Genomic DNA, 21702 nt, shown 5'->3' with positions numbered 1-21702 from the left:
GGCGATCGCTGGTCTCCAGTTCGCCGCCGCACCTGCCGCCGATGAGCGGCGCGCGATCGACCGGTGTACCCGCCTGGCGACTTCGCCACCACCCTACACCTGGCGAAGATCCGGGGATCCGGCGCTTCGAACCGAAGCTCCGGATCCCGTATCGCCCGACCACAACTACTGCCGCGTCGCCGGCCGGGCAACGCCATGAGCCTACGCCGCTCCCAACTGTGACGTACGTCAACAATGTCGGACTTGTCGACCGGCCGCAGAAAGCGGCGCCGGATTTCAACGCCGGCCGGCGCGGCCGGAGGCGACCTCCCGAACCGCCTGATCCGGACCGAACTGGCGTACTGTGAAAGGTCGCCGGAAGCGACCACATCCCAGCTCTGAGGTGCCCGCCACACCGGCCCTTAAAGGGGATGCCCATGTCCGTCTCGCGCCCGACCGAAGCTGACCGCGCCGCCGCAACCGCATCGTCGGGCTGGGCGCCAGCATGACGGATGCTCGCGCCGCCGCGCTGGCCGACTACCTCCACCAGAGGGCCGCCGCCTTCTCGTTGTCCGCCGACGTCAACGACGCCCAGGAAACAGCGCACGCCGGCATGGCGCTGCTCGACGCGGCGGCGGTCGCCCAGCGGCTCGGGCCCAAGGATGAGATCATCAGGACCCTGTCCGAGGCAGGACGCTTCGAAACGATGCCGGACGGCAAGGCGGTCTTTCTGGAAACCAGCGAGCTCCGCACCGCGATACAACGGCCACTGCTCGGCAGCCGGATGACCGGCCACGAAATCCTCGCCTTGGTCGTCAGCACCGCGCGCCGCCCGTAGGCGGCACCGCCTGAGCAAGGTAGGGAGTTCAGCGGGTGCGGCCGGCTCGGCGTGCCGCGCGTTCGGCTCGGGCTGGTGCACCGACCTCATGCAGGTGTCGCAGCGCCTGGCGGTACGAGGTGACGAGGCTGGTTTGTTCGTAGGCGACACCGATTTCGGCGCAGTATGCCCGCACGATCGGCTGGGCCTTACGCAGGTTCGGGGTGGGCATGGCGGGGAACAGGTGGTGCTCGATCTGGTAGTTCAGGCCGCCCAACGCCGCGTCGGTCAGCCAACCGCCGCGAACGTTGCGGGAGGTCAGCACCTGCTTGCGCAAAAAGTCTTCGTCGCCGGTCGGGTGCGGCATGCCCTTGTGGTTGGGTGCGAATGTCATGCCGAGGTAGACGCCAAACAGCGCCTGATGCACGAGCAGGAAGGCGATGGCCTGCACCGGTGAGAGGACAATCAGCAGTGCCGACAGGTAACCGGCGGCATGCAGGATCAGCAGCGCGGCCTCGAGGCGGCGGTGTTTCACCGTGCGGTTTCGCAAGGCCTTGACGCTGGAGATCTTCAGGTCGGCGGCCAGCAGGGTGAGCAGCGGGAAGAACAGCAGGGCCTGGTGCCGGGTGATGAAACCCTTCAGCCCACGGCGGCCCAGCGCCGACTCCGTGGCCCAGATGAGTACCTCGGGTGCGACGTCCGGATCGAGGTCGTCGTGGTTGGGGTTGTTGTGGTGGCGGGTGTGCTTGTCCATCCACCAGCCGTAGCTCATCCCGATACCGAGGTTTCCGGCGAGCCGTCCAGCGACCTCGCCGGGGCGTTTGGTACGAAACACCTGACGGTGTGCCAGGTCATGCGCCACGAGCCCGACCTGGGCAAACGTGACGGCGAGGAACACAGCCGTGATCATCTGCCACCAGGAGGAACCGATGGCGAAGAACGCGATCCAACCGCCGAGGAACATGAGCGTGACCACGCTCAGCCGCGCGAGGTAGTAGGCGGGTCGGCGCTGCATCAGCCCCTCGCCGTTGATCCGGCGGGACAGCACAGCGAAGTCGCTGCCGGTCGGCGCCGTTCGCGACGGCGTCACGGTGATCGTCATGGTTCCATCAAACCTGCTGCCGGCCGCCTCGTCAGGAGCGCTACGACCTGCGGCGTGGTGGTGCTAGCACCACCATCGACTCGCCCGCCGGTGGGCACAATGTGGTTGTGCAGATGCCAGGGACCGGCGCTCGCCTGCGCGGATGGGGCAGGCACGGTGTGCGCTCCGTGTTGGGCGGGATGGCCGCGACCGGTCTCGCGTTCACCAATATCCCGCTACTCGCCGTGTCGGTGGTCGCGCTGGCCCTGGCGCCAGTGCCGTTTCTCGGCCTGGCGCTGACACCGTGGACGATGACCCTGGTCCGCAAGCGCGCCGACCTCGAGCGCCGACGTGCCTCACGGACCGGTGTCCTGGTGACCCGCCCGTACCATCCGCCGCCGGAACGGGCCATGGCCGGCGGCTGGCAGCGCTTCCGATGGATCGTGACGGACCCAGCCACCTGGCGCGACCTGGCCTGGCTCCTGCCCGGCGCGATCGTCAGCTTCGGGCTCGGCGTGATCGCCGTGGCCGTGCCGCTGTACGGCCTGGCCGGCCTGACGTTGACACCGTTGTGGATCTGGCTCGGCACCGGCTGGTACGGCTACGGCGCGGTCTGGTCCATCGACACATTCAGCGAAGGCCTGCTCTGCATACCCCAGGGCGCCATCATCCTCGCCGTCGGCCTGCGGATCGCGCCGTTGCTGCGCCGTGTCGACGCCCTCTTCGCCCGGCTCCTGCTCGCGCCGACCACCACCGCCGCACTCCGGCTGCGCGTCACCCAGCTGACCATCACCCGCGCCGACACCGTCGACGCCCAGGCCGCCGAGCTGCGCCGTATCGAACGCGACCTGCACGACGGCGTCCAAGCCCGGCTCGTCTCACTCAGAATGGTGATCGGCTTGGCCGACACCCTGATCGACCGCAATCCGGCCCAGGCCCACAAACTGCTCGCCGAAGCACGAGAATCCAGCGGCGCGGCGCTGGTCGAGCTGCGGCACCTCGTCCGCGGCATCCACCCGCCGGTACTCGCCGAACGGGGACTCGCCGGCGCTGTCCGCGCGCTGGCGCTCAGCCTCCCGGTACCGATCACCGTCGACGTCGACCTGCCCGGGCGACCGGACACACCCGTCGAATCCGCCGCATACTTCGCCGTCGCCGAGGCACTGACCAACATGGTCCGGCACAGCCGCGCCCACACCGGATCGGTGTCCCTACGGCACGCCGATGGGACGCTGACCATGACGGTCACCGACGACGGCGCAGGCGGCGCGGACCCCGCCACCGGCACCGGGCTGCACGGCATTCAACGGCGCCTCGCCGCGTTCGATGGCACGATGGCCCTGTCCAGCCCGCCCGGGGGACCCACCGTCATCACCATGGAGCTGCCGTGCGCGTTGTCATCGCCGAGGACCACGCCCTCCTCCGCGACGGACTGACCCGCCTGCTGCGGGCGTTCGACTTCGACGTCGTCGCGACCGTCGACAACGGCCCCGCCCTGCTCCCGGCCCTCATCTCCCACCAACCCCAGGTGGCGATCATCGATGTCCGCCTCCCGCCGACGTTCACCGACGAAGGCCTACAGGCCGCGATCGCGGCCCGCGCCCAGATTCCCGGCCTCCCGGTCCTCATGCTCTCCCAGCACGTCGAGCCCATGTACGCCCACGAACTGCTCACCGCCCCCGGCGGCGGCGTCGGCTACCTGCTCAAAGACCGCGTGTCCGACGTCGAGGAGTTCGTCGACGCCGTCCGCCGGGTCGCCGGCGGCGGCACCGCCATGGACCCCGAAGTGATCTCACAGCTACTCGACCGCCGAGAGCCCCTCGCCGTCCTCACCGCACGCGAACGCGAAGTGCTCGCGGTCATGGCCGAAGGCCGCTCCAACGCCGCGATCGCCGCCAAACTCCGCATCACCGAGAAGGCCGTAAGCAAGCACATCAACAACATCCTCACCAAACTGAACATGCCACCCTCCGACGACGACAACCGCCGCGTCCTCGCCGTCCTGGCCTACCTCAACGCCTGACGGCTGGAACGGACACCAGACACCGAATACGACGGCCCGTTGCCGCCCTCATGACCTGGCCGCCGAGTACACGGTGGCCGGGTGGTCGTTGCCGAAAACCCGCCGGCAGCTGGCCAGGGTGTCCGTGGCTCGAGAGCGTCCTGCGGTGCCGGCACAGCAACCAGGGGGCGGCCGCCTGGTTCAACGATCCGGCGCCCCGGGGGCAGATGCGGGGCAGCCGGCGTTCGGGGGATCCCGGCTGCCCCACGTACTGGAGGGAGTGCCCTTGCCTTTCCAGCATCGGTAACCTGCTGGCACGCAGCAATTGGGGTAATCCCTCAATCTGCCAGCGCTACTTCTTCACCAGTGGCTTGCCGTCCTTGCAACGGCCGACCATCTACCGACGACGTTCTCGCCGGTGACATCGCCGGCTTTCTTGTCGCCGACGAACCGGTACAACGGCCAGCTGCGCCGAAGGGCTCCGGCGTGGCGCCGAGGATGGCGGCCATACCCGCGCTCAGCGCTACGATGCCGCGTGCGATCGCGTGAACGACAGTGAGGGTGTGGGCCGGCTCTCTTCTGATCTGTGTCAAAAGGCGCGGAGTAGCACCGGGACTGGACCGAGCATCGTGGCTGTGTACAGGGTTTGCGCCTATTCCCGATGCCGGCCCGGCGGTCGACCACGGTGTGGCCGGTGCCCATCCCACCTCTGGCAGCGGGCCGTCGTCGCCGAGGCGAGCGGGATCGGCGATGTCGTCCTCATGATGCGCGCGGTTTCGTCTCGACGCGCCGCGTCCGGAGGGTTCGCGTGATCCCTACCGCCGGCATCCGAATTGAGGTCACCGTTCCGCTGCGTTTCGTCGATGGCTACACCACTTTGGCAAGGCTCTTCACGTTCACCGGGCTGGTGGACGGGCGCGAGCATGTGGCGCTGCGGCTGGGCACGATCCGATCCGGCCAGCCGCCGCTGGTCCGCCCGCACAGCGAGTGCCTGACGGGCGACGTGTTCGGCAGCCAGCGTTGCGATTGCGGACCGCAGCTGCGTGAGTCGGCCGAGCGGATCACCGCCGCGGGCGGATATCTGCTTTATCTACGGCAAGAAGGCCGCGGTATCGGCCTGTACGCCAAGCTTGAGGCCTACACGCTCCAGGACACCGGGCTGGACACCTACCAGGCGAACCTCGCCCTGGGGCATGCCGAGGACGAACGGGACTACACCGTCGCCGCCCAGATGCTGCACGCACTCGACGCTGGCCAGATCGCACTACTGAGCAACAACCCGGACAAGGCCAGACAGCTGGACCGGCTCGGCATCGCCGTCACCGAGCAGGTGCCGACCGGGGTTCACGTATCCGTCGCCAACGCCGGATATCTGGCCGCCAAGGCCAAGCTCGGCGGCCACATGATCCCGACGACCATCTGCGACCGCGGGTAGGTCTCCTGATGGAAATAAGCGTGCGGTCCGGCTGCCCGTGGCCATCGCCACCCGCCCATGCGAAGGGATTTGCCAAGTGTTGTGGACCGGCCCGGTCAGTGGGCTCGCTGTACAGACCGGTGTGCTCCTCGCTCTGGCCGGGTTGGTCGGCCTGACACGGGCGGGCTGGGTGCTCGGCCTCGGGTACGCGATGGCGCTGACCGGCCTGCTGACCCATGGCCTGCGCCGGTCCGAGCAGGGCCGGCTAAGCCCGGCCGACTGGATCACCCTGACCCGCGCGATCCTCGTCGGCGCGGTTCTGGCACTGTCGGCATCCGTCCCCGGATCGGTCCGGATGATCGTCGCGATCGCGGCGCTCGCGCTACTTCTCGACGCGGTCGACGGTTGGATCGCCCGGCGCACCGGCACCGCGTCGCCACTCGGCGCTCGGTTCGACATGGAGGTCGATTCCTTCCTCCTGCTGGTACTCGCCATCTACGTCGCCCGGTCGGCCGGCGCGTGGATCGCCACAATCGGCCTGATGCGCTACCTGTATGCCGCCGCCGGCTGGGCACTGCCCTGGCTGCACGGCCGAGTTCCGTACCGGTACTGGCGCAAGGTCGTCGCCGTGGTCCAAGGCATCGTTCTCACATGCGCCGCGACCGGGATCTTCCCCACCTCGCTCATGCACATCGCTCTCGGCGCGGCGCTGGCCCTGCTTGTCGAATCCTTCGGGCGGGACGTCGTCTGGCTCGCCGCCCAACGTGGCACCCACCTCACCACACTGGGCCGCCTCGCGTTCCCAGTCTCGGCCGGCTCCCTCGCCTGGGACGGGCAACCCCTGCTCTCGGCCGGCATGGTCGCCGGCCGAGACGACTCGCCCTCCTAGCCACAGACGTGACCGGCTGGACAAGCCGGCAGCGGCTGACCCACACGCGCGCCGCGCCGACGCGTCGTGGACCCTCCCGCGCCGACGACAAGACCGCACGTGTGGAATCGCTCAGATCGTAACGGCGAGCCCAAGGCAGATCGCCACGTCGAACGACCGGGAGATCCGGCGTCGGCGGTGACCGGCGTCACCACGGGAGCCCGCGGGAATGCGCGGTCGGGCGAGCCGGTTGTACCGGGTGGTCGAACGTTTCTGTGTTCGTGGTTTACCTGTCCACGCCTGCGGATTCCGCGGGCGTGCCGCTGTTTCTTGGTTGAGATGGTGCGGTACCGCCGCTGCGACAACCGGCCGGCGGACCGCGACGCGGTTCGCGTCCCATCTCCTCCAGGAAGGCACTACATGGCACAGGGCACTGTGAAATGGTTCAACGACGACAAGGGCTTCGGCTTCATCATGGTCGACGGCGGAGGCACTGACGTCTTCGTCCACTTCTCCGCCATCCAAACGGCGGGCTTCCGCAGCCTGGCCGAGGACCAGCGGGTCGAGTTCGACATCGCCCAGGGCCCCAAGGGCCCGCAGGCCGAGTACGTCAAGGCCCTGTAAAGCTCCGAGGACCCGGGTACGGCCCCGTAACGACGCGAGGTCGCACCCGTCAAGCCTGCAGCCCCTCATCCGGCAACCCGGTCGGGGGGCTGTAGCTGTGTTCAACGGCCGATTACAGGATCGCTCCGCGCGAAGCCACCTCGATGGCGGCGACGCCCCTGCCGTAGAGCACCATGAGCCACGCTACCCAGGTCAGCCCCGTCACTTGCGTTCCAAGGGGAACGGTGGTGGACTGTGATTAGCACTCGCATTATCTGAGTGCTAACCGAATGGGATGAGACCCCGATCCGGGGCACCGTGCGGCGGTCATCGCAGGTCGGTCCGACCAGTGCCACTCGGCACGAGGAGCAGAGGACGACGCAGATGACCAAGTTGATCGTTTTCGGTGACGAGGCCCGTCGCGGCCTGGAACGCGGCATGAGCATCCTGGCGGACACGGTGAAGGTGACCCTGGGCCCGAAGGGTCGCAACGTCGTGCTCGACGCCGGGTGGGGGGTGCCCACGATCACCAACGACGGGGTCAGCATCGCCAAGGAGATCACGCTCGACGACCCGTACGAGAAGCTGGGCGCCGAGTTGGTCAAGGAAGTCGCCAAGAAGACCGATGACGTTGCCGGCGACGGCACCACGACCGCCACTGTCCTGGCCCAGGCACTCGTACGGCAGGGACTGCGCAACGTCGGCGCCGGTGCCAACCCGATCGCGCTCAAACGTGGCATCGAGGCCGCCGTCGCAGCGGTGGTGGAGGCGCTGAGGAACCAGGCCCATGAGGTGGAGACCAGGCAGCAGATCGCCGCGACCGCCTCGATCTCCGCCGCCGACCCGGCTATCGGGGAGATCGTCGCGGAGGCGATGGACAAGGTCGGCAAGGAAGGCGTCATCACCGTCGAGGAGAGCAACACCTTCGGCCTGGAGCTTGAGCTCACCGAGGGCATGCGCTTGGACAAGGGCTACATCTCGCCGTACTTCGCCACCGACACCGAACGGATGGAAGCCGTCCTCGACGATCCGTACCTGCTCATCGTCGACCACCGCGTCTCGCGTCTGAGCGACCTGCTCCCGGTCCTGGAAGAGGTCACACGCACTGGCAAGCCGCTGGTGGTCATCGCCGAGGATGTCGAAGGCGAGGCCCTCGCCACCCTGGTCGTAAACAAGGTCCGCGGCACCTTCGCGTCACTCGCCGTCAAGGCACCCGGCTTCGGTGACCGCCGCAAGGCGACCCTCGCCGACCTCGCCATCCTCACCGGTGGCCGGGTCATCAGCGACGAGGCCGGCATCGCACTCGACCAGGCCGGCCTGGACATGCTGGGCCGGGCCCGAAAGGTCGTCGTCACCGCGGACGAGACGACGATCGTCGACGGCGCCGGTGACGCCGAGTCGATCGCCGGCCGGGTCGCCCAGCTCCGCTTCGAGATCGACAACACCGACTCCGACTACGACCGGGAAAAGCTGCACGAGCGCCTAGCGAAGCTCGCCGGCGGCGTCGCGGTCATCAAGGTCGGCGCGGCCACCGAGGTCGAGCTCAACGAGCGCAAGCACCGCATCGAGGACGCCGTCCGCAACGCCAAGGCCGCCATCGAAGAGGGCCTGCTCCCCGGAGGCGGGGTGGCGTTGGCCAACGCGGCGGCCCACGCCCTGGACAAACTCGACCTGACCGGTGACGACGCCACCGGCGCGAACATCGTGCGTCTCGCCCTCACGGCGCCGCTCAAGCAGATCGCCAGCAACGCCGGCCTCGACGGCGCCGTCGTGGCCGAGAAAGTCACCACCCTGCCACCGGGCCACGGCCTCAACGCCGCGACCGGCGAGTACGTCGACATGGTCAAGGCAGGCATCGTCGAGCCCACCAAGGTCACCCGCTGCGCCCTCCAGAACGCCGCGTCAATCGCCGCGCTGTTCCTCACCACCGAGGTGCTCATCGCGGAAAAGCCCTGACACTGCCCGCACGCGCGTACTGTCATTGTCTACCGGTTCGTTGCCGCTCCAGTCCCCGGCGGCGCGTCCACCGCCATCCAGACGCACCGGGAGCCGGACATGTTCGAGCCGGTAACGCCGACACACGCCATCACCACAATGAGCGCCAGCGACCGCCTGCACGGGCTGGTCGATCGGGTCGCGGCCGGCGACCGGGTGGCGTTTCGACGTCTGTACACCCTTCTCGCCCTGCGGGTCTGGCGCGACGCCGTCCGGGCGCTGCCGCGTCCGCTCGACGCCCGAGCCGTGACGCGGTCGACGTTCGTGGAGGTGTGGCACATGGCCAGACACCACGTCGGCGCGGCCAGCATCGACAACCGCGCCTGGATCGCGGCGATCACCGCCCGCCGCGCCGACGACCGGCTCCGCGTCACCGGCATTACCAGCTCCCTACGCGACGACCATGACAGCCATACCCTTCGGGAACTCTCCGCACTGCTGGGGCGCCGGCCACGCAACGACCCGGATCGGTCTGGCATCCCATACCAGCGTCGACGCCCCTGACCCCGGTGGTGCGGGACGTTGGTTGCGGTCATCGTGCCGTCCACTGTGTCTGTCGGGTATGGACAGAGCGGTCACCGCCGAGCACCCGGCGGCCGGGCGTCGCCGATCGGGCCACGACCGTGGCCCGGCACGTCCAGGAAGGAATGCCCTATGGCCACCAACGCCTCTGCCTACCCGACCGACGTGGGAGCCGACACCCCTACAGTGACCGAGGCGCTCGCCGTGGCAGTGGCCGCGGCCGGCCTCGCCCCGTCGTTCCACCACGTCCCGCCGTGGCGGTGGCACATGACCGGCGACGGGCTGGACCTCCACGTCGAACCCAGCCGCCTTTCCGACCTCACCGACCCGGACGCCCGCCTGGCGATTTTGAGCTGCGGAGCCGCGTTGCACCACGCCCGGGTCAGCCTGGCCGCGCAGGGCTGGCGCGCCACCGTGACCCGGATACCCGACTCCGCCCGGCCCGAGCACCTCGCGCGGCTCCAGGCGGACGGCCCGGCGCCGACACCGATCGAGGCGCTGACGGTACGCCGCGGACAGACCATCGGGGTACGCCACACCGACCAGCGCCCGCTGTCCGGCCGGCGGATCGGCCCCGACGAGTTGACCGCGATCATCACAGCCGTCCACGCCGAAGGCTCACTGCTCCACGTCCTGTACCCAGACCAGGTGCGCCACCTCGCCGCCGTTCCTTCGCAGCCAGCCTGGGCCACAGTCCGCGACCGCGACTTCGGCCACGACGGTGAACAGCACCTCAGCGCCGGATACGACCGGTCAGCGCTGTTCGCGATTCTCTACGACCGCGGGGACCAACCACTGAACTGGCTACGCGCCGGAGAAGCGCTGTCCGCGGCCTGGCTCACAGCCACCGAGGTCGGCGTTTCCCTCCTCCCCCTCAGCGCCACCGCCGAGATGGTCGGCACCCGCCAGGCGATCCGGACCCTCCTCACCAGGGTCGGCCACCCGTACCTGGTCCTACGCCTGGGCACCATCGACCAGGACGACGCCGGTCAGGCCCACGCTCCGCAGCAGCCGATCGACCGGATTTTCGAAGTGTCGTAACCGGTGGCCAGCCTGAACGGCGTCGTTCGGGGTCAAACCGGAGAACACCTCGCGCGGATACCGCTGCTCAAGCGCTGGCGGGTTGACTAGCTTTCGGGCCGTCCGATCGCGGTTAGGTCGATCTGTAGCATCCGCAGCAGGGAACCGTTCTCGTGCGTATCGACGACAATGGGCAGTTGCCGGTCGACCCAGTCGGCCCTTTCGTGCAGTCCTCTGGACCGCAGCGCCTCGATGATCCGAGTCTTTTCGACGTGCATCACTGCCACCTTCGAGGGATGCCGGCATGCACGCCGGGTCGGGCTGACTGACGCACGCCTCCTACTGTGCCGGGCTCGGAACGGGACGGCCGTGACCGCCTTCGGCCTCCCACGCGTCCTCAGCCGTGCCGTCGATCGGACGTGTGGTGGGGATGCTGACGGCCAACATGATGTGTTGGGCGTGGACGAGATTGGTGGTCGTGGCGGCCAGCACCATGGCCGCGTCGGCCATGCCGTCGGCGGTGTTGGGTGGGACGACGAGCAGGTCGATCCGATCGTTGTCGCCGATCGCGGTCAGCAGACTGACCGGTTGGCTGGTGAAGTAGCCCAGCCGCAGGACCCGGCCGGCCACGCCGAGGCGACGAGGGTGGCTGTCCCAGCCGGCGGCCGCCAGAACCAGCCGGTTGACCGGTCCGCGGACCTTGTCGAGGGCCAGAACCAGGCCCGGTAGCTCGGCGACGGGGTCGGTGGAGCGCGGCCACCAGGCACCGTCCAGCAGGGTACGGCGCGAGCCGGTGGACTCCAGCCGCAGCCGTGGGGTCGATGGCGGCGCCAACGAGGTGATGATCATGCGTTCGGCGGCAGTCGTGGCGCTCATGGTCGGCTCCTCGCCCGTCGCCGGTGTCGCCAGTCGAAACCGGCGGCGGGCTGGTTGGGGGTGCGGTGGCTAGGGTGCCGGATGTCCGGGCGCGGGTCAGTGGCGCTGGCGGGACAGGCGGCGTAGCTGGGTGATCCTGGCCGCGCCGACCGCCATGGTCAGGAGTGCGGCGCCGGTGGCGGCGACGAGCAGTGCCAGGGCCAGCGGCAGGCTGCCGTCCATCCACAGGAAGTCGACCCGCACACTGCGGGTGTTCTGCACCATGAACACAATCAGGATCACCGACAGCAGCGCGGTGGCGCAGATACCGAACCAGGCGGCGCCGGTGCGGGTGCGCGGCACTCGGTTGGCGGACGCTGTCGGGGGCGAGACCGGAACTTCTGGCGGCACCGCGGTGGCCAGGTCATCGGAAACGCCGCGGAAACGACGCAAGTCGTTGGACATGACATCCCCTTTAGGGGGTGTGGCCGGCGTGGCGGGCACCTCAAGGTGGATGTCGTCGATTCCGGAATACCCTCATCGTACACCCGTTCGGCCGCCGGCATCCGCCCGGAGCTTGCCGCGACCGGCCGCATCTGGAGTGCGTCAGGGGCCGCTGTGGCTGGCGGGATCTGCTCGGTGCCGTCGACGACGGCCAGGGTGCGTAGTCCATCGTCCACTCCCCCGAACCTGCCGACTCGGCCAATTGAGTTTGTGCCAACCGGGGTGTCAGGACGGCGCCCCGGTCAGCTTGTCAGGCGTGATGGGGAGGTCGCGGACGCGGATGCCGATGGCGTGGTAGACGGCGTTCGCGATGCTGGCGTGTACGCCGACCGCGACCACCTCGCCCAGGCCCTTGGCGCCCAGGGGGTGGGCGTTGTAGTCCGGTTCCTCCACGAAGGACACGTCGATCTGGCCGACGTCGGCGTTCACCGGTACGTGGTAGTCGGTCAGGGCGGGCGCGATGAACCGGCCCGTCACCGGGTCGGCCGCCAGGTCCTCCATCAGGGCGCCTCCCAGCGCGTAGATGATGCCGCCCTGGGCCTGGTTGCGGGCGGTCTTCGGGTTGAGTACGCGGCCGACCGCGAAGACGCCGACGTGCCTCGTGACCCGCACGCGGCGGAGCGTGTCGTCGATGCGCACCTCGGTGAAGTGAGCACCGAAGGTGGCGTACGAGAAGCGGGGATCACGACCGGCCGGGTCGTGGAAGCCCTGCTCGACGATCGAGCGCCGGCCGTTGCGGCACAACAGGTCACGGTACGTCTCGCCGCGGCGCGGGGCGTCCACGTCGTACAGGCGGCCGCGGGCGGCGCCGATCCGCTCCTCGGGCAGACCGTGCAGTGGTGAGCGCGGGTCGGCGATCGCAAGGCGGACCGCGGCCTGCCGTGCGCGGAGAGCGGCCAGGTGTACGGCCGTGCCGGTGCTGCCGGTGGTGCGGGACCCGTAGGTCGGTGACGACTCGGGCAGTGTGGTGTCGCCGGACCGGAAGCCGATCCGCGCCGGCTCGATGCCGGTGCCGTCCGCGGCGACCTGCGTGAGTGTGGTGAGGTTGCCGGTGCCGATCTCCTGGGTGGAGGTGCGTACCTCGGCCGTGCCGTCGTCGCGGATCTCCACGGCGGCGCGCGCCGGTCCGTGGTGCTCCAGGCGTTGCGCGGACGACATGCCGAAGCCGACCCAGTCGTCGCCGTCGCGCATCATCCGGGGGCGGGGCCCGCGCTGGTCCCAGCCGAATCGGCGGGCCCCCTCGTCGTAGCACTCCAGCAGCTGCTTGCCGCTCCACGGCCGCTGTTCGAGCGGATGCGCCGCGAGGTGGTTGCGGCGGCGCAGCTCGACCGGGTCCATGTCGAGCGCGTAGGAGAGCTCGTCGAGCGCGCTGCCCACCGCGAACATGCCCGGCCCGTCGCCCGGCGTGCGCATGGTGGCCGGTGTGGGCATGTGCATGCTCGCGACCTCGACGCGGACGCCGATGCTCCGCAGTGCGTACACGGTGCCGGTGGGGGAGATCGCGCCCTCCGGCCGGTCGAAGAGGACCGGGGTGCCGTTGACCGTATGGTGGGTGATCGCCAGCAGCGTGCCGTCCCGGTTGGCGCCGACCCGCAGCCGCTGGATGATCGGCGGCTGGTGCCCGTGGCAGGTGAATACCTGTTTGCGCGTGACCACGAGCTGGACGGGGCGGCCCGTCTGCCGGGCGGCCACGGCCGCGAGCAGGGTGTGCCCCCAGACCGTCGTCTTGTTGCCGAACGCGCCGCCGACCAGCGACGAGATGACCCGCACCCGGTCAAGCGGCACGCCGAGCGCGCCGGCGATGATCGGGCGGTCGCCGTGGACGTGCTGGCTCGTCGTGTAGACCGTCAGGGAGTCGCCCTCCCAGTGTGCGAGCGTCGCGTGGGGCTCCATCGGGGCGTGGCTGTTGTACGGCGTGCGGTACTCCAGGTCCAGCGTCACGTCGCTGGCGGCGAGCTTGCCCTCCGGGTCGTTGAGTGCGAGGGCGGTCGGAAACTCGGGCTCGAAGCGCCAGACCGGCGGGTGCGCGCCGGGCAGCGCGGCGTCCAATGTGGGCACGGCCGGTCGGGTCTCGTAGTCGACCGCCACGAGGTCCGCGGCGTGCGCGGCCTGCTCCCGGCTTGTGGCGACGACGACCGCCAGGTACTGGCCGTGGTGGTGGATGTGCTCGTCGGCGAGGGGGAAGCGGGTCTCCTGGTAGCGCAGGGCGGCGGGCGAACTGTGCCACTGTGGACGGTTGAGGTGTGTGATGACGGCGAGCACGCCGGGCGCCGCCTCCGCCTGGGTGGTGTCGATCGCGCGCACCCGGCCGGCGGATACCGCGCTGCTGACGAGCGTCGCGTAGACCATGCCGGGCAGGCGGGCGTCGGCGGTGTACCGAGCCGCACCGGTCACCTTCTCGCGTGCCTCCACGCGGTTGATGGGCCGCCCGATCGCCATCATTTGTCCCGCAGCTCGGTCAGGGCCCGGCGCACGACGCCACGGACCAGCTCCACTTTGTAGGCGTTGTCCGGCCGCGGCCGCGCGCCCTCGGTCGCCGCCTCCGCCGCCGCCGCGATCGTTACCTCGTCGAGCCGCCGGCCACGCAGCGCGCTCTCGACCGCGTATGCCCGCCACGGCTTGGGTGCCACGCCGCCGAGGCAGACCCGGGCCTGGCGGACGACGCCCCGTTCACTGTGGACGGCCACGGCGGCGGAGGCGAGCGCGAAGGCGTACGAGGCACGCTCTCGAAACTTGACGTACGTCGAGCGGGCGGCGAACGGGCTGGCCGGCAGGTCCACCGCGACGATAAGCTCGCCGTCTCGCAGCGTGTGCTCCTCGTGCGGGGTCTCACCGGGTAGGCGGTGCAGGTCGCCGACCGGGATCAGGCGGGTGCCGCGGGCGCCCTCGACCACCACGGTCGCGTCGAGGGCGAGCAGGGCCACGGCGCAGTCCGATGGGTGCACCGCGATGCACGCCTCGCTGGTGCCGAAGATGGCGTGCAACCGCCCGTCGCCGTCGATGGCGGCGCAGCCGGCACCGGGCTCCCGCCGGTTGCAGGCGAACTCGGGCAGCCGGAAGTACGGGCACCGCACGCCTTGCAGCAGGTTGCCGCCGAACGTCGCGCGGTTGCGGATCTGCGGCGAGGCGCCGGCCCGGAGCGCCCGCACGAGCGCCGGGTATGCGGCCGCGAGGCGCTCGTCGTCGACCGCGTTGCGGCACAGGGCGCCGATCCGCACGCCGTCGCGGCTCCACCGCAGCCCGTCGAGCGGGAGGCCGTTGATGTCGACGAGGCGCGCGGGTGTGCGTACCCGGTCGCGGAGGAGGGTTACCAGGTCGGTGCCGCCGGCGATGATCTCGACGTCGGGGTGGGCGGCGATCAGCCGCAGCGCCTCGCGGACCGTTCCCGGCCGTTGGTACGCGAACGTGTCCACTACTCCCCCTCGCGTGACAGGTGCGCGGCGGCCTCGATGGCGTCGCGGATGTTGCTGTACGCCGCGCAGCGGCAGAGGTTTCCGCTCATCAGCTCCGGAATCTCAGCCGCCGTCACGCCCGGCCGCTCGGCCAGCAGCCCGACCGCCGACACGATCTGACCGGACGTGCAGAATCCACATTGGAATCCGTCGTGGTCCATGAACGTCCGCTGCACCGGGTGCAGCCGGCCCTCCTCGGCCAGTCCTTCCACAGTGGTCACCGCACTCCCCTCGTGCATCACCGCGAGGGTCAGGCAAGAGAGGACGCGGCGGCCGTCGAGCAGCACGGTGCACGCGCCGCACGCGCCCTGGTCGCAGCCCTTCTTGGTACCGGTGAGGTCGAGCCGGTCACGCAGGGTGTCCAGCAGACTGGCCCGCACGTCGACCCTGAGTTTCTCGCGACGGCCGTTCACGACGAGAGTCAGGGTGCTTTCCCCGGCGGCGGCGGGTTCGCGCGCCACCGCGCCCGTCGGTGCCACGGCCGCGCCCACGCCGATGGAGAGCCCACCCGCCAGTACGGCCCGCCGGCTGGTTCCTTCGCTCATGCGGACAACTGTGCTGTGGCGGCCGCCACGGGTGACTCCTGCCGCGGGCCGTACCGGCGGGCCACTGGGACGAGGACGGTCCTCCAAGTGGCCGGCGTAGGTACCGTTCGGCGGCCGGTCGTGAGCCGAACGCCCCGGGTCGGTTTACATGCCGGCGGACGCTTGGGCTAGGCGCGTTTGTTGAGGGCGTCGTTGATCTGGTTGCCGATTTCGGGTGTGATGCGGTCTTCGGGCAGCGCCACGCCTAACGCGGCGGCGAGCGCCGCCTGGTGGGTGTCGACGGTGGACTCCATCAGCGTCGCGAGCGTGGTCGCGCTGGTCGGGGCGCGCCAGGTGCCGATCGCGATCGCGGCGAGGCCGAGCAGGGCGGCCGGCCACCACCAGACGGCCCAGGGCAGGTACAGCAGGCCCCAGGCGGCCCAGGTGGCGTCGGTGAAGTACTGGCGGTGTGCGGTGTCGACGAGTTTGCGGACCTCGGCGTCGACTATCAGCCAGAGACGGGGCCACGCGAGTGGCGCGGAGAGGCCGTATTCGGCGTCCAGGCGCTCGCCGAGCAGCCGGAAGCGTTCGCCGACGGCGGTGGCGCGTACCGGGAGGTACCGCGTCGGCGGCTGGTCGTCCCGCGCGGCCCACGTCTCCTCGGTCCGTTCGCGAAGGCGGCGCTGGCGGGCTGGGGAGGCGTCCCGGATCCAGTAGCGGTGGACGACGCGCTCGCCGACGGTGGTGGCGACCGCGCCGGCTACGGTGGCCGCCGCCAGCAGACCCGCGGCCAGTACCACGACGGAGGCCGCGTCTCCCCAGCCGCCGGTCGCCGAGCGCGCCCTGGCCAGCGCGTACGTCGCGTCGAGCGCGTGCCGGTGGCCGCACGCGACGGCCCAGGCGGCCACCGCTGCGTACAGCAGGCCCGGCAGGACCACGACGGCGGCCCAGCGTTCCGTGATGCGGCGGCCGAGCGTGAGCACCAGGTCGGTCATCCGCGCCCCCCGAAGCGCGGCAGCCGGCGCACCATCTGCCGGTCGGTGACCCAGCAGCGCGGCGCACGGCCCGTGTCGGGGTCGGCGGTCGCGGCGCGCCCGCACGCCGGTGTCGCGGGGCACCGGTAGGAGCCTCGCACCACGAAACCCGGCACGCCGAGCGCGCTCAGGTCGGTGGGGTCCGCACCCTTCATCGTCTCCACGTCCTCGTCCTCGACCGCGTCCGCCGGGTCGAGGGGCAGCCGGTGCGCGGCGATGGCGTCGGCGATCGGCGTGCCGTTGGCGATGTCGGCGGCGGCCGCGTCCAGCCGGCCCGCCCATCCGAACCGGTCCGCGGCCGCGGCGAAGACCGGCATGCGCTCGCACCACCAGGCCCGGACGGTAGGAGCGTCGGTCATGCTGGCTGTCCTTTCACGGTCCGATGTGTACGAACGGAGCCCACCGACTCGGCCGCTCCGGGGCCGCGTCCCGCATCCGCTGTACCGTAGCGTGGAGCGCGGCCGCCGCTCCCGTGGCGTCCGGCGCCTCGCCGCTGACGAGCACCGGGTACAAGCCCTCGGCCACCTCCAGCGCGGCGGCGGCCGAGATGTCCCAGAGCGCGCCGACCACGTGCCGCCAGCCACCGTGGTGCAGCGCGGCAGCGAGCGTGACCGACTCGTCGAGGCTGCGCGTGCCCACCGCGGACGTGCGGCACGCGGACAGGAACGCGAACTCGCCGGCCCCCGCACCCACCAGGTCGTCGATGTCGACGGTGCCGGCCTCACGCCAGTCGTACCCGTACAGCCCGGCGGCCGACGGGTCGAGCAGGTCCTGCCGGCCGTGGCAGGAGACGTGCAGCCACGGGTGCGCGCCGAGCGCCGCGGTGAGGCCGGCCCGGGTCGCTGACTCGTCGATCAGGACGGTGACCCGATCGGTCCCGAACAGCCGCTCCAGCAGCGCGGCCTCCTGCGCCGCCCATGGCAGCGGCGGCAGGCCAGGCGTGCGCGCGGCGGCGAAGACGAGCATTTCCTGTTTCCGGCGGGCCAGCCGCGGCGCCCGCCGCCCGGTCGCCGGCCCGGACGGCGCCAGGGCGTAGGAGGAGACCGCCCGGTCGAGCACCGTCCGCCCGTCCCGCGCCGCGTGCAGCCCGGCGGCGTGAAGCGGCAGCACCGACAGCGGGCCGGTCGGGCACCACCAGATCCTCGGCCAGGGCCGGCCGTCCTCGGGTGAGCCGGTGGCACCGAGCGCGGCGAGCACTGGCTCGGCCACCGCCGTCCACAGCCACGCCATGATCTCGCCGAGCACCGACTCCAGGATCAGCCGCTCGGTGTTGCCGGCCGCCCCGTCCGTGGCCGCCGCGACCGCGTTGAGCAGCCGCTCGGCCTGCTCGATCGCCCCGTCCGGGCTGAGCTCAGGCAGCGGCACGACGAGCGGCCCGTCGCACCGGACCGCGACCGCGTCGCAGCGCAGCCGGCTGACGTTGACGACCACCACCGTCTCGTCGGCGGTAGCTGGTAGCAGCTCCGCGAACGTCGGCGCGCGCAGGAACCGTTCCGGATGGGGCAGTGCTTCGCTCGGTGGCAGCGCACGGATCCGATCGAGCAGCGCGTCGAGGCGGCGGGCCGCATACGCGCGGAGGTTGAGCGTGCGGTCGCCGCCGCCGCCTTCGTCCCAGCCGGTGGGCGTGGCGGCTGTGGTGAGCGTGGCCGTGTATCCGACGAGCTCGTCCGCCAGCTCGGGGCTGACGGCGCGCAGCCCGTCCAGGTTGGCGCGGGCCTCGCGGACCTGCGCCCATACCACCCCGCGGCCGGCCTCGGCCAGCTCGACGGCGCGGTCCGGGCGGCCCGCCTCGGTCGCCGCGGCGACCGCGTCCCGGGCGAGCGCGCCGGCCTCGGCGTCCAGCCGGGCGAGGCGGTCACGCTGGTCGAGCCCTCGCCAGGCGAGGGCCGGGAAGAGGTCGACCGCGCCGGCGAGGATATCCACGGCTGGCTCGGCGCCCTCGATGGACAGCGTGGCCAGACCCCACCCGCGGGCGGTCCGGATCAGCGCGCCGATGGGCGCGGACGGCGTCTCCCATGCCTCCCGCCACGCGGCCACCGCCGCCGCCCAGTCCGCCGGGTCCGCGTACCGGCCGGTCGCCGTGTAACGGGTGTGCAGCGCGACCGCGAGGTTGCACAGCATCTGCGCCCGCACCCCCTCGTCCGGCGGGACGAGCGCGGCTGCCCGCCGCCCGGCGTCGATGGCCGCGTCGAGGTCGCCGGCGTCGTGCCGCCGCTGGTAGCGCTCGGCCAGCAAAGCCGCGTAGTTGTAGAGGTGTAGGCCCTGGAGGGCTGGCGCATCCCATTCGTCCACGTTGGACTCGTCGGTGGCGGCGGTGAGGTGGGTGACCGCCTCATCCAGGTCGGCGTCGTCCTCCGCGTCTTTGAAGCGGGCGGCCAGCGCGTTGGCCAGCGATGGGCGGCGCAGGCGGCGGGCGGTCCACTCGTCCGGACTGGCGGCCACCGACTCGCGCAGCAGCTGGACCGCCTCGTCGAGGTCGGCGTCGGTGTCCCCAGCGTCGCGGCGCAGACGCAGCACGACCCCGAGGTCCCATTGGTACGCGCCGAGGTCGTCACCCGGGCCCGCGATGGCGATGAGGTGGCGCAGCCCGGTCTCGGCGGTGCGGAGGTCGACCGGGTTGGCGTAGAGCTCGAACCGGAGCCGAGCCAGGTGCGCGATCCGCCCGACCGTGGACTGCCGGATCGGCGGCGACGCCACGACGATCTCCACCGCACGGCGGGCCGTCTCGGTCGCGTTGTCCAGGTCGTCGGCGGCCAAGGTGGACGCGGCGAGCTCGCCGCAGAGGACGGCGATCGCGATGTGTAGCTCGACGAAGAGCCGCCCCGTCGGCGGGGTCGCGCCTAGCGCTTCCCGGAGCGTGCCGATCGAGTCGACCAGGTAGGCCGCCGACTCGGTGCCGCCGGCAAGCTCGTCCAGGCAGGCGATGTAGTTGAGCAGAATCTGCCCGGTGACCGTCGAGTCGCCCTCGGCCCGGGCCAGGTCGAGCGCCTCGCGCAGCAGATCGGCCGCCCGCCGCAGGTCGCCGTTGGCCTCGCCGTGGGCGCGGAGGCGCAGCGCACTGGCCAGGTTGGACAGGGCGGTGATCCGGTCGGGGTCGCCGGCCGGTCGCGCCGCGACCGCCGTCTCGCCGGCCCGGACCGCGGTGTCCAGGTCGGCGTTGCTCCCGGTGATCGTGTTGTGCAACGGGACGAGGATCGACAGGAGGCTGGCCGCCTCGGCCCGCTCGGTGTCGTCGCTGGCGAGGTCCATCGCCCGTTCGGCGTATCGCATCCCTCGTGCGGCGGCGTCCGCGTCGCCGATGGCCTCGGCCCGCAGATACAGCGAGCCGGCCACTCCGATCAACCGGTCCGGGTCGCTGAAGAACGGCTCTCGCCGGAACAGGTCCGCGACGCCGGATACCTCGCTGGTGGTCAGGCCGAACATCGCGCGGTTGCGCCGCATCGGCTCGTACTCCGGGTGGCTCTCGCCGACCGCCGCGACGGCTTGGTTGCTGGCGTCGAGGGCGCCGTCGAGGTCGGCGGTGTCGCCGGTCTGCCGGAAGCGGGTGATCCGGCGGACGGCGAGCGCGTTCTGCACGACGTGCGTGAAGTCGGCACCGGCCGGCGTGTGCGTCTCCGCCTCTTCGGCCACTCGTACCGCCTCGTCGAGCAACTCGGCCTGGCCGGTCCGCTCGTACGCCTGGGCGACCACGTGGCTGAAGTCGGCGAGGTGGCCGCCGTACCCAGGGTCGTCGGGCGTGGCCCGCAGCAGCCGCGCGCGCAGCTCGTCGACCTGGCCGCGGGTATGCGGGGACAGCGGGTCGCCACCGGCGGAGGTAGGCGCGGTGAGCGCCTCGGTGTCCGCGTCCAGTCGGGACCGGAACTCCGCGGTGCGCCCGTCACCGGGCGGTAGCAGCGCCAGCGCGGTGCGCATCATCGCGGCCGTCTCGCGCAGTGCCTCCACCCGGCCGGTGCGTTCACCGATGCCGCGGATGTACTCCGCCTGCTCGGCCAGCTGGGCGGCGGCCTCCGGATCGGGATCCGGGTCGGTGCCGTGGGCCTCCCGCGCGAGCCGGGCCAGCCCGACCGCGGCGTCGTCGGAGTGGGTGCGGTCGAAGAGCTCCAGCAGCGACTCCGCCAGACCCGACCGTGCCCGTTGGCGGACCCGTTCGTCGTCACCAGCGGCGACGCCCGCCGACCGCCACAGCTCGACCGCGTGGGTGAGGTGGTCGAGATCGCGAGTCCGCTCGTAGAACGTGGCGACGGTGACGGCGAGGTTGACGAGGACGGACGCGCGGTCGCCGGACCGGGCCGACGTGACCGCGAGCGCCGCCTGGCCCGCCTCGACCGCCTCGTCAAGCGCCGCCGCGTCCCCGGTCTCGCGGGCCAGCGAGCCGAGCATCGCGCCGAGGTTGGAGAGGCGGGCCTGGTGCATCTCGGCACCCTCCGGCGTCCGCGCCACGGCCACCCGCTGCGCGTCCACCGCCTGGCGCAGCCGCCCGATGCCGCCACCGTCCAGATAGGCGTCGAAATGGCGCTCCGCCTCCAGCGCGGCCGCCTTCGCCGGCTCGAACTCCCGCTCTTGCTCCTCGTCGCCGTCGCCGTCGTCGTCGGCCATCGCCGCCAGCAGGCGCTCCGGCACCGCGTCGGGGTCGACCTCGTACACCCGCCGCAGGTATCGGATCGCGGTCAGCAGGTCAGCCTCCGGGAAACCCTCGACCCGGGCCTCGCACCGCAGCCAGTGAAACCAGCCGAGCAGGTAGGCCACGTTGACATCGTCGCCGTCGTCGAGTGCGGCGAGCGCCTCCGCGTCGGCCATGGCCTCAGCACTGAGCAGCTCGTCAAGGCCGTGCTCGGAAGCGTGCTCCAGCCGAGCCTCGACGGCAGCGAGCGGATCTTGCCCGCCGACCATCCCGCACCCCCAACACGTGCATCGCACCCGTCCGACGCGGGCCACCCATACCTTAGGAAGCGCGCCGTCCGGTGGCGACCGGCTATCCGACAGACGTCAAAGCCCCCGTACGTCAGATGGCGTTGGATTCCACTACCCACGA

At 71.2% G+C, this 21702-nt stretch carries 20 protein-coding genes; 9 read left to right on the top strand and 11 right to left on the bottom strand.

Translation table 11 applies throughout. The features are described from left to right. The first annotated feature begins 484 nt into the window (after positions 1–484). Positions 485–817, top strand: coding sequence for a hypothetical protein (locus AC5L36_RS43660; protein WP_441217655.1), 333 nt, complete (start codon positions 485–487; stop codon positions 815–817). A gap of 28 nt (positions 818–845) precedes the next feature. On the opposite strand, the gene AC5L36_RS43655 is transcribed toward AC5L36_RS43660, so the two are convergent. Next, entirely contained in the window at positions 846–1898 is a 1053-nt protein-coding gene (locus AC5L36_RS43655) for a fatty acid desaturase family protein (protein WP_441217657.1), read from the bottom strand. Between the two features lie 158 nt (positions 1899–2056). Between AC5L36_RS43655 and AC5L36_RS43650 the strand changes: the two genes are divergently transcribed. Next, entirely contained in the window at positions 2057–3313 is a 1257-nt protein-coding gene (locus AC5L36_RS43650; protein ID WP_441217659.1) for a sensor histidine kinase, read from the top strand. Continuing rightward, on the top strand, positions 3265–3900 hold the full coding sequence (locus tag AC5L36_RS43645; protein ID WP_441217661.1) for a response regulator transcription factor: 636 nt from the start codon (positions 3265–3267) through the stop codon (positions 3898–3900). The genes AC5L36_RS43650 and AC5L36_RS43645 overlap by 49 nt, the downstream gene beginning before the upstream one ends. 339 nt (positions 3901–4239) lie before the next feature. Here AC5L36_RS43645 and AC5L36_RS43640 read toward each other — a convergent pair whose 3' ends face one another. Next, positions 4240–4581, bottom strand: a complete 342-nt coding sequence (locus AC5L36_RS43640) for a COG4315 family predicted lipoprotein (RefSeq protein ID WP_441217663.1) — start codon at positions 4579–4581, stop codon at positions 4240–4242. Between the two features lie 109 nt (positions 4582–4690). Here AC5L36_RS43640 and AC5L36_RS43635 point away from each other — a divergent pair, with 109 nt between their 5' ends. From AC5L36_RS43635 to AC5L36_RS43610, 6 genes are all read left to right on the top strand, one after another. Beyond that, a complete protein-coding gene (locus AC5L36_RS43635; RefSeq protein ID WP_441217735.1) occupies positions 4691–5314 on the top strand; it encodes a GTP cyclohydrolase II in 624 nt (207 codons plus the stop codon). A 76-nt stretch (positions 5315–5390) separates the two neighbouring features. Beyond that, the gene (locus AC5L36_RS43630) at positions 5391–6182 is read left to right on the top strand and encodes a CDP-alcohol phosphatidyltransferase family protein (RefSeq protein WP_441217665.1); all 792 of its coding nucleotides are present in this window, start codon (positions 5391–5393) and stop codon (positions 6180–6182) included. Positions 6183–6581: 399 nt separating this feature from the next. Further along, a complete protein-coding gene (locus tag AC5L36_RS43625) occupies positions 6582–6785 on the top strand; it encodes a cold-shock protein (protein WP_441217667.1) in 204 nt (67 codons plus the stop codon). A gap of 363 nt (positions 6786–7148) precedes the next feature. Then, on the top strand, positions 7149–8720 hold the full coding sequence (groL, locus tag AC5L36_RS43620; RefSeq protein WP_441217669.1) for a chaperonin GroEL: 1572 nt from the start codon (positions 7149–7151) through the stop codon (positions 8718–8720). 99 nt (positions 8721–8819) lie between these two features. Further along, a complete protein-coding gene (locus AC5L36_RS43615) occupies positions 8820–9263 on the top strand; it encodes an RNA polymerase sigma factor (RefSeq protein WP_441217671.1) in 444 nt (147 codons plus the stop codon). Positions 9264–9413: 150 nt separating this feature from the next. Then, on the top strand, positions 9414–10322 hold the full coding sequence (locus tag AC5L36_RS43610; RefSeq protein ID WP_441217673.1) for a nitroreductase family protein: 909 nt from the start codon (positions 9414–9416) through the stop codon (positions 10320–10322). A gap of 86 nt (positions 10323–10408) precedes the next feature. On the opposite strand, the gene AC5L36_RS43605 is transcribed toward AC5L36_RS43610, so the two are convergent. From AC5L36_RS43605 to AC5L36_RS43565, 9 genes are all read right to left on the bottom strand, one after another. After that, positions 10409–10579: a hypothetical protein gene (locus AC5L36_RS43605; protein WP_441217675.1), complete on the bottom strand. Its 171-nt coding sequence runs from the start codon at positions 10577–10579 to the stop codon at positions 10409–10411. A gap of 61 nt (positions 10580–10640) precedes the next feature. Then, positions 10641–11177: a DUF5994 family protein gene (locus tag AC5L36_RS43600; RefSeq protein ID WP_441217677.1), complete on the bottom strand. Its 537-nt coding sequence runs from the start codon at positions 11175–11177 to the stop codon at positions 10641–10643. A 96-nt stretch (positions 11178–11273) separates the two neighbouring features. After that, positions 11274–11621, bottom strand: coding sequence for a LapA family protein (locus AC5L36_RS43595; protein WP_441217679.1), 348 nt, complete (start codon positions 11619–11621; stop codon positions 11274–11276). 264 nt (positions 11622–11885) lie between these two features. Beyond that, the gene (locus tag AC5L36_RS43590; protein WP_441217681.1) at positions 11886–14099 is read right to left on the bottom strand and encodes a xanthine dehydrogenase family protein molybdopterin-binding subunit; all 2214 of its coding nucleotides are present in this window, start codon (positions 14097–14099) and stop codon (positions 11886–11888) included. Next, positions 14099–15073: an FAD binding domain-containing protein gene (locus AC5L36_RS43585; RefSeq protein WP_441217683.1), complete on the bottom strand. Its 975-nt coding sequence runs from the start codon at positions 15071–15073 to the stop codon at positions 14099–14101. The genes AC5L36_RS43590 and AC5L36_RS43585 overlap by 1 nt, the downstream gene beginning before the upstream one ends. Continuing rightward, on the bottom strand, positions 15073–15657 hold the full coding sequence (locus tag AC5L36_RS43580; RefSeq protein WP_441217685.1) for a (2Fe-2S)-binding protein: 585 nt from the start codon (positions 15655–15657) through the stop codon (positions 15073–15075). Before AC5L36_RS43580 ends, AC5L36_RS43585 begins: the two co-directional genes overlap by 1 nt. A gap of 167 nt (positions 15658–15824) precedes the next feature. Beyond that, on the bottom strand, positions 15825–16631 hold the full coding sequence (locus AC5L36_RS43575; protein ID WP_441217687.1) for a hypothetical protein: 807 nt from the start codon (positions 16629–16631) through the stop codon (positions 15825–15827). Beyond that, positions 16628–17029, bottom strand: coding sequence for a hypothetical protein (locus AC5L36_RS43570; RefSeq protein ID WP_441217689.1), 402 nt, complete (start codon positions 17027–17029; stop codon positions 16628–16630). Before AC5L36_RS43570 ends, AC5L36_RS43575 begins: the two co-directional genes overlap by 4 nt. Before the next feature lie 13 nt (positions 17030–17042). Then, positions 17043–21560, bottom strand: coding sequence for a CHAT domain-containing protein (locus AC5L36_RS43565; protein WP_441217691.1), 4518 nt, complete (start codon positions 21558–21560; stop codon positions 17043–17045). Positions 21561–21702: the final 142 nt, after the last annotated feature.

It is taken from the genome of Phytohabitans sp. LZ39 (genome assembly GCF_059359075.1).
The sequence above is the reverse complement of the archived record's forward strand: the minus strand, read 5'-3'. Positions and strand labels throughout refer to the sequence as shown.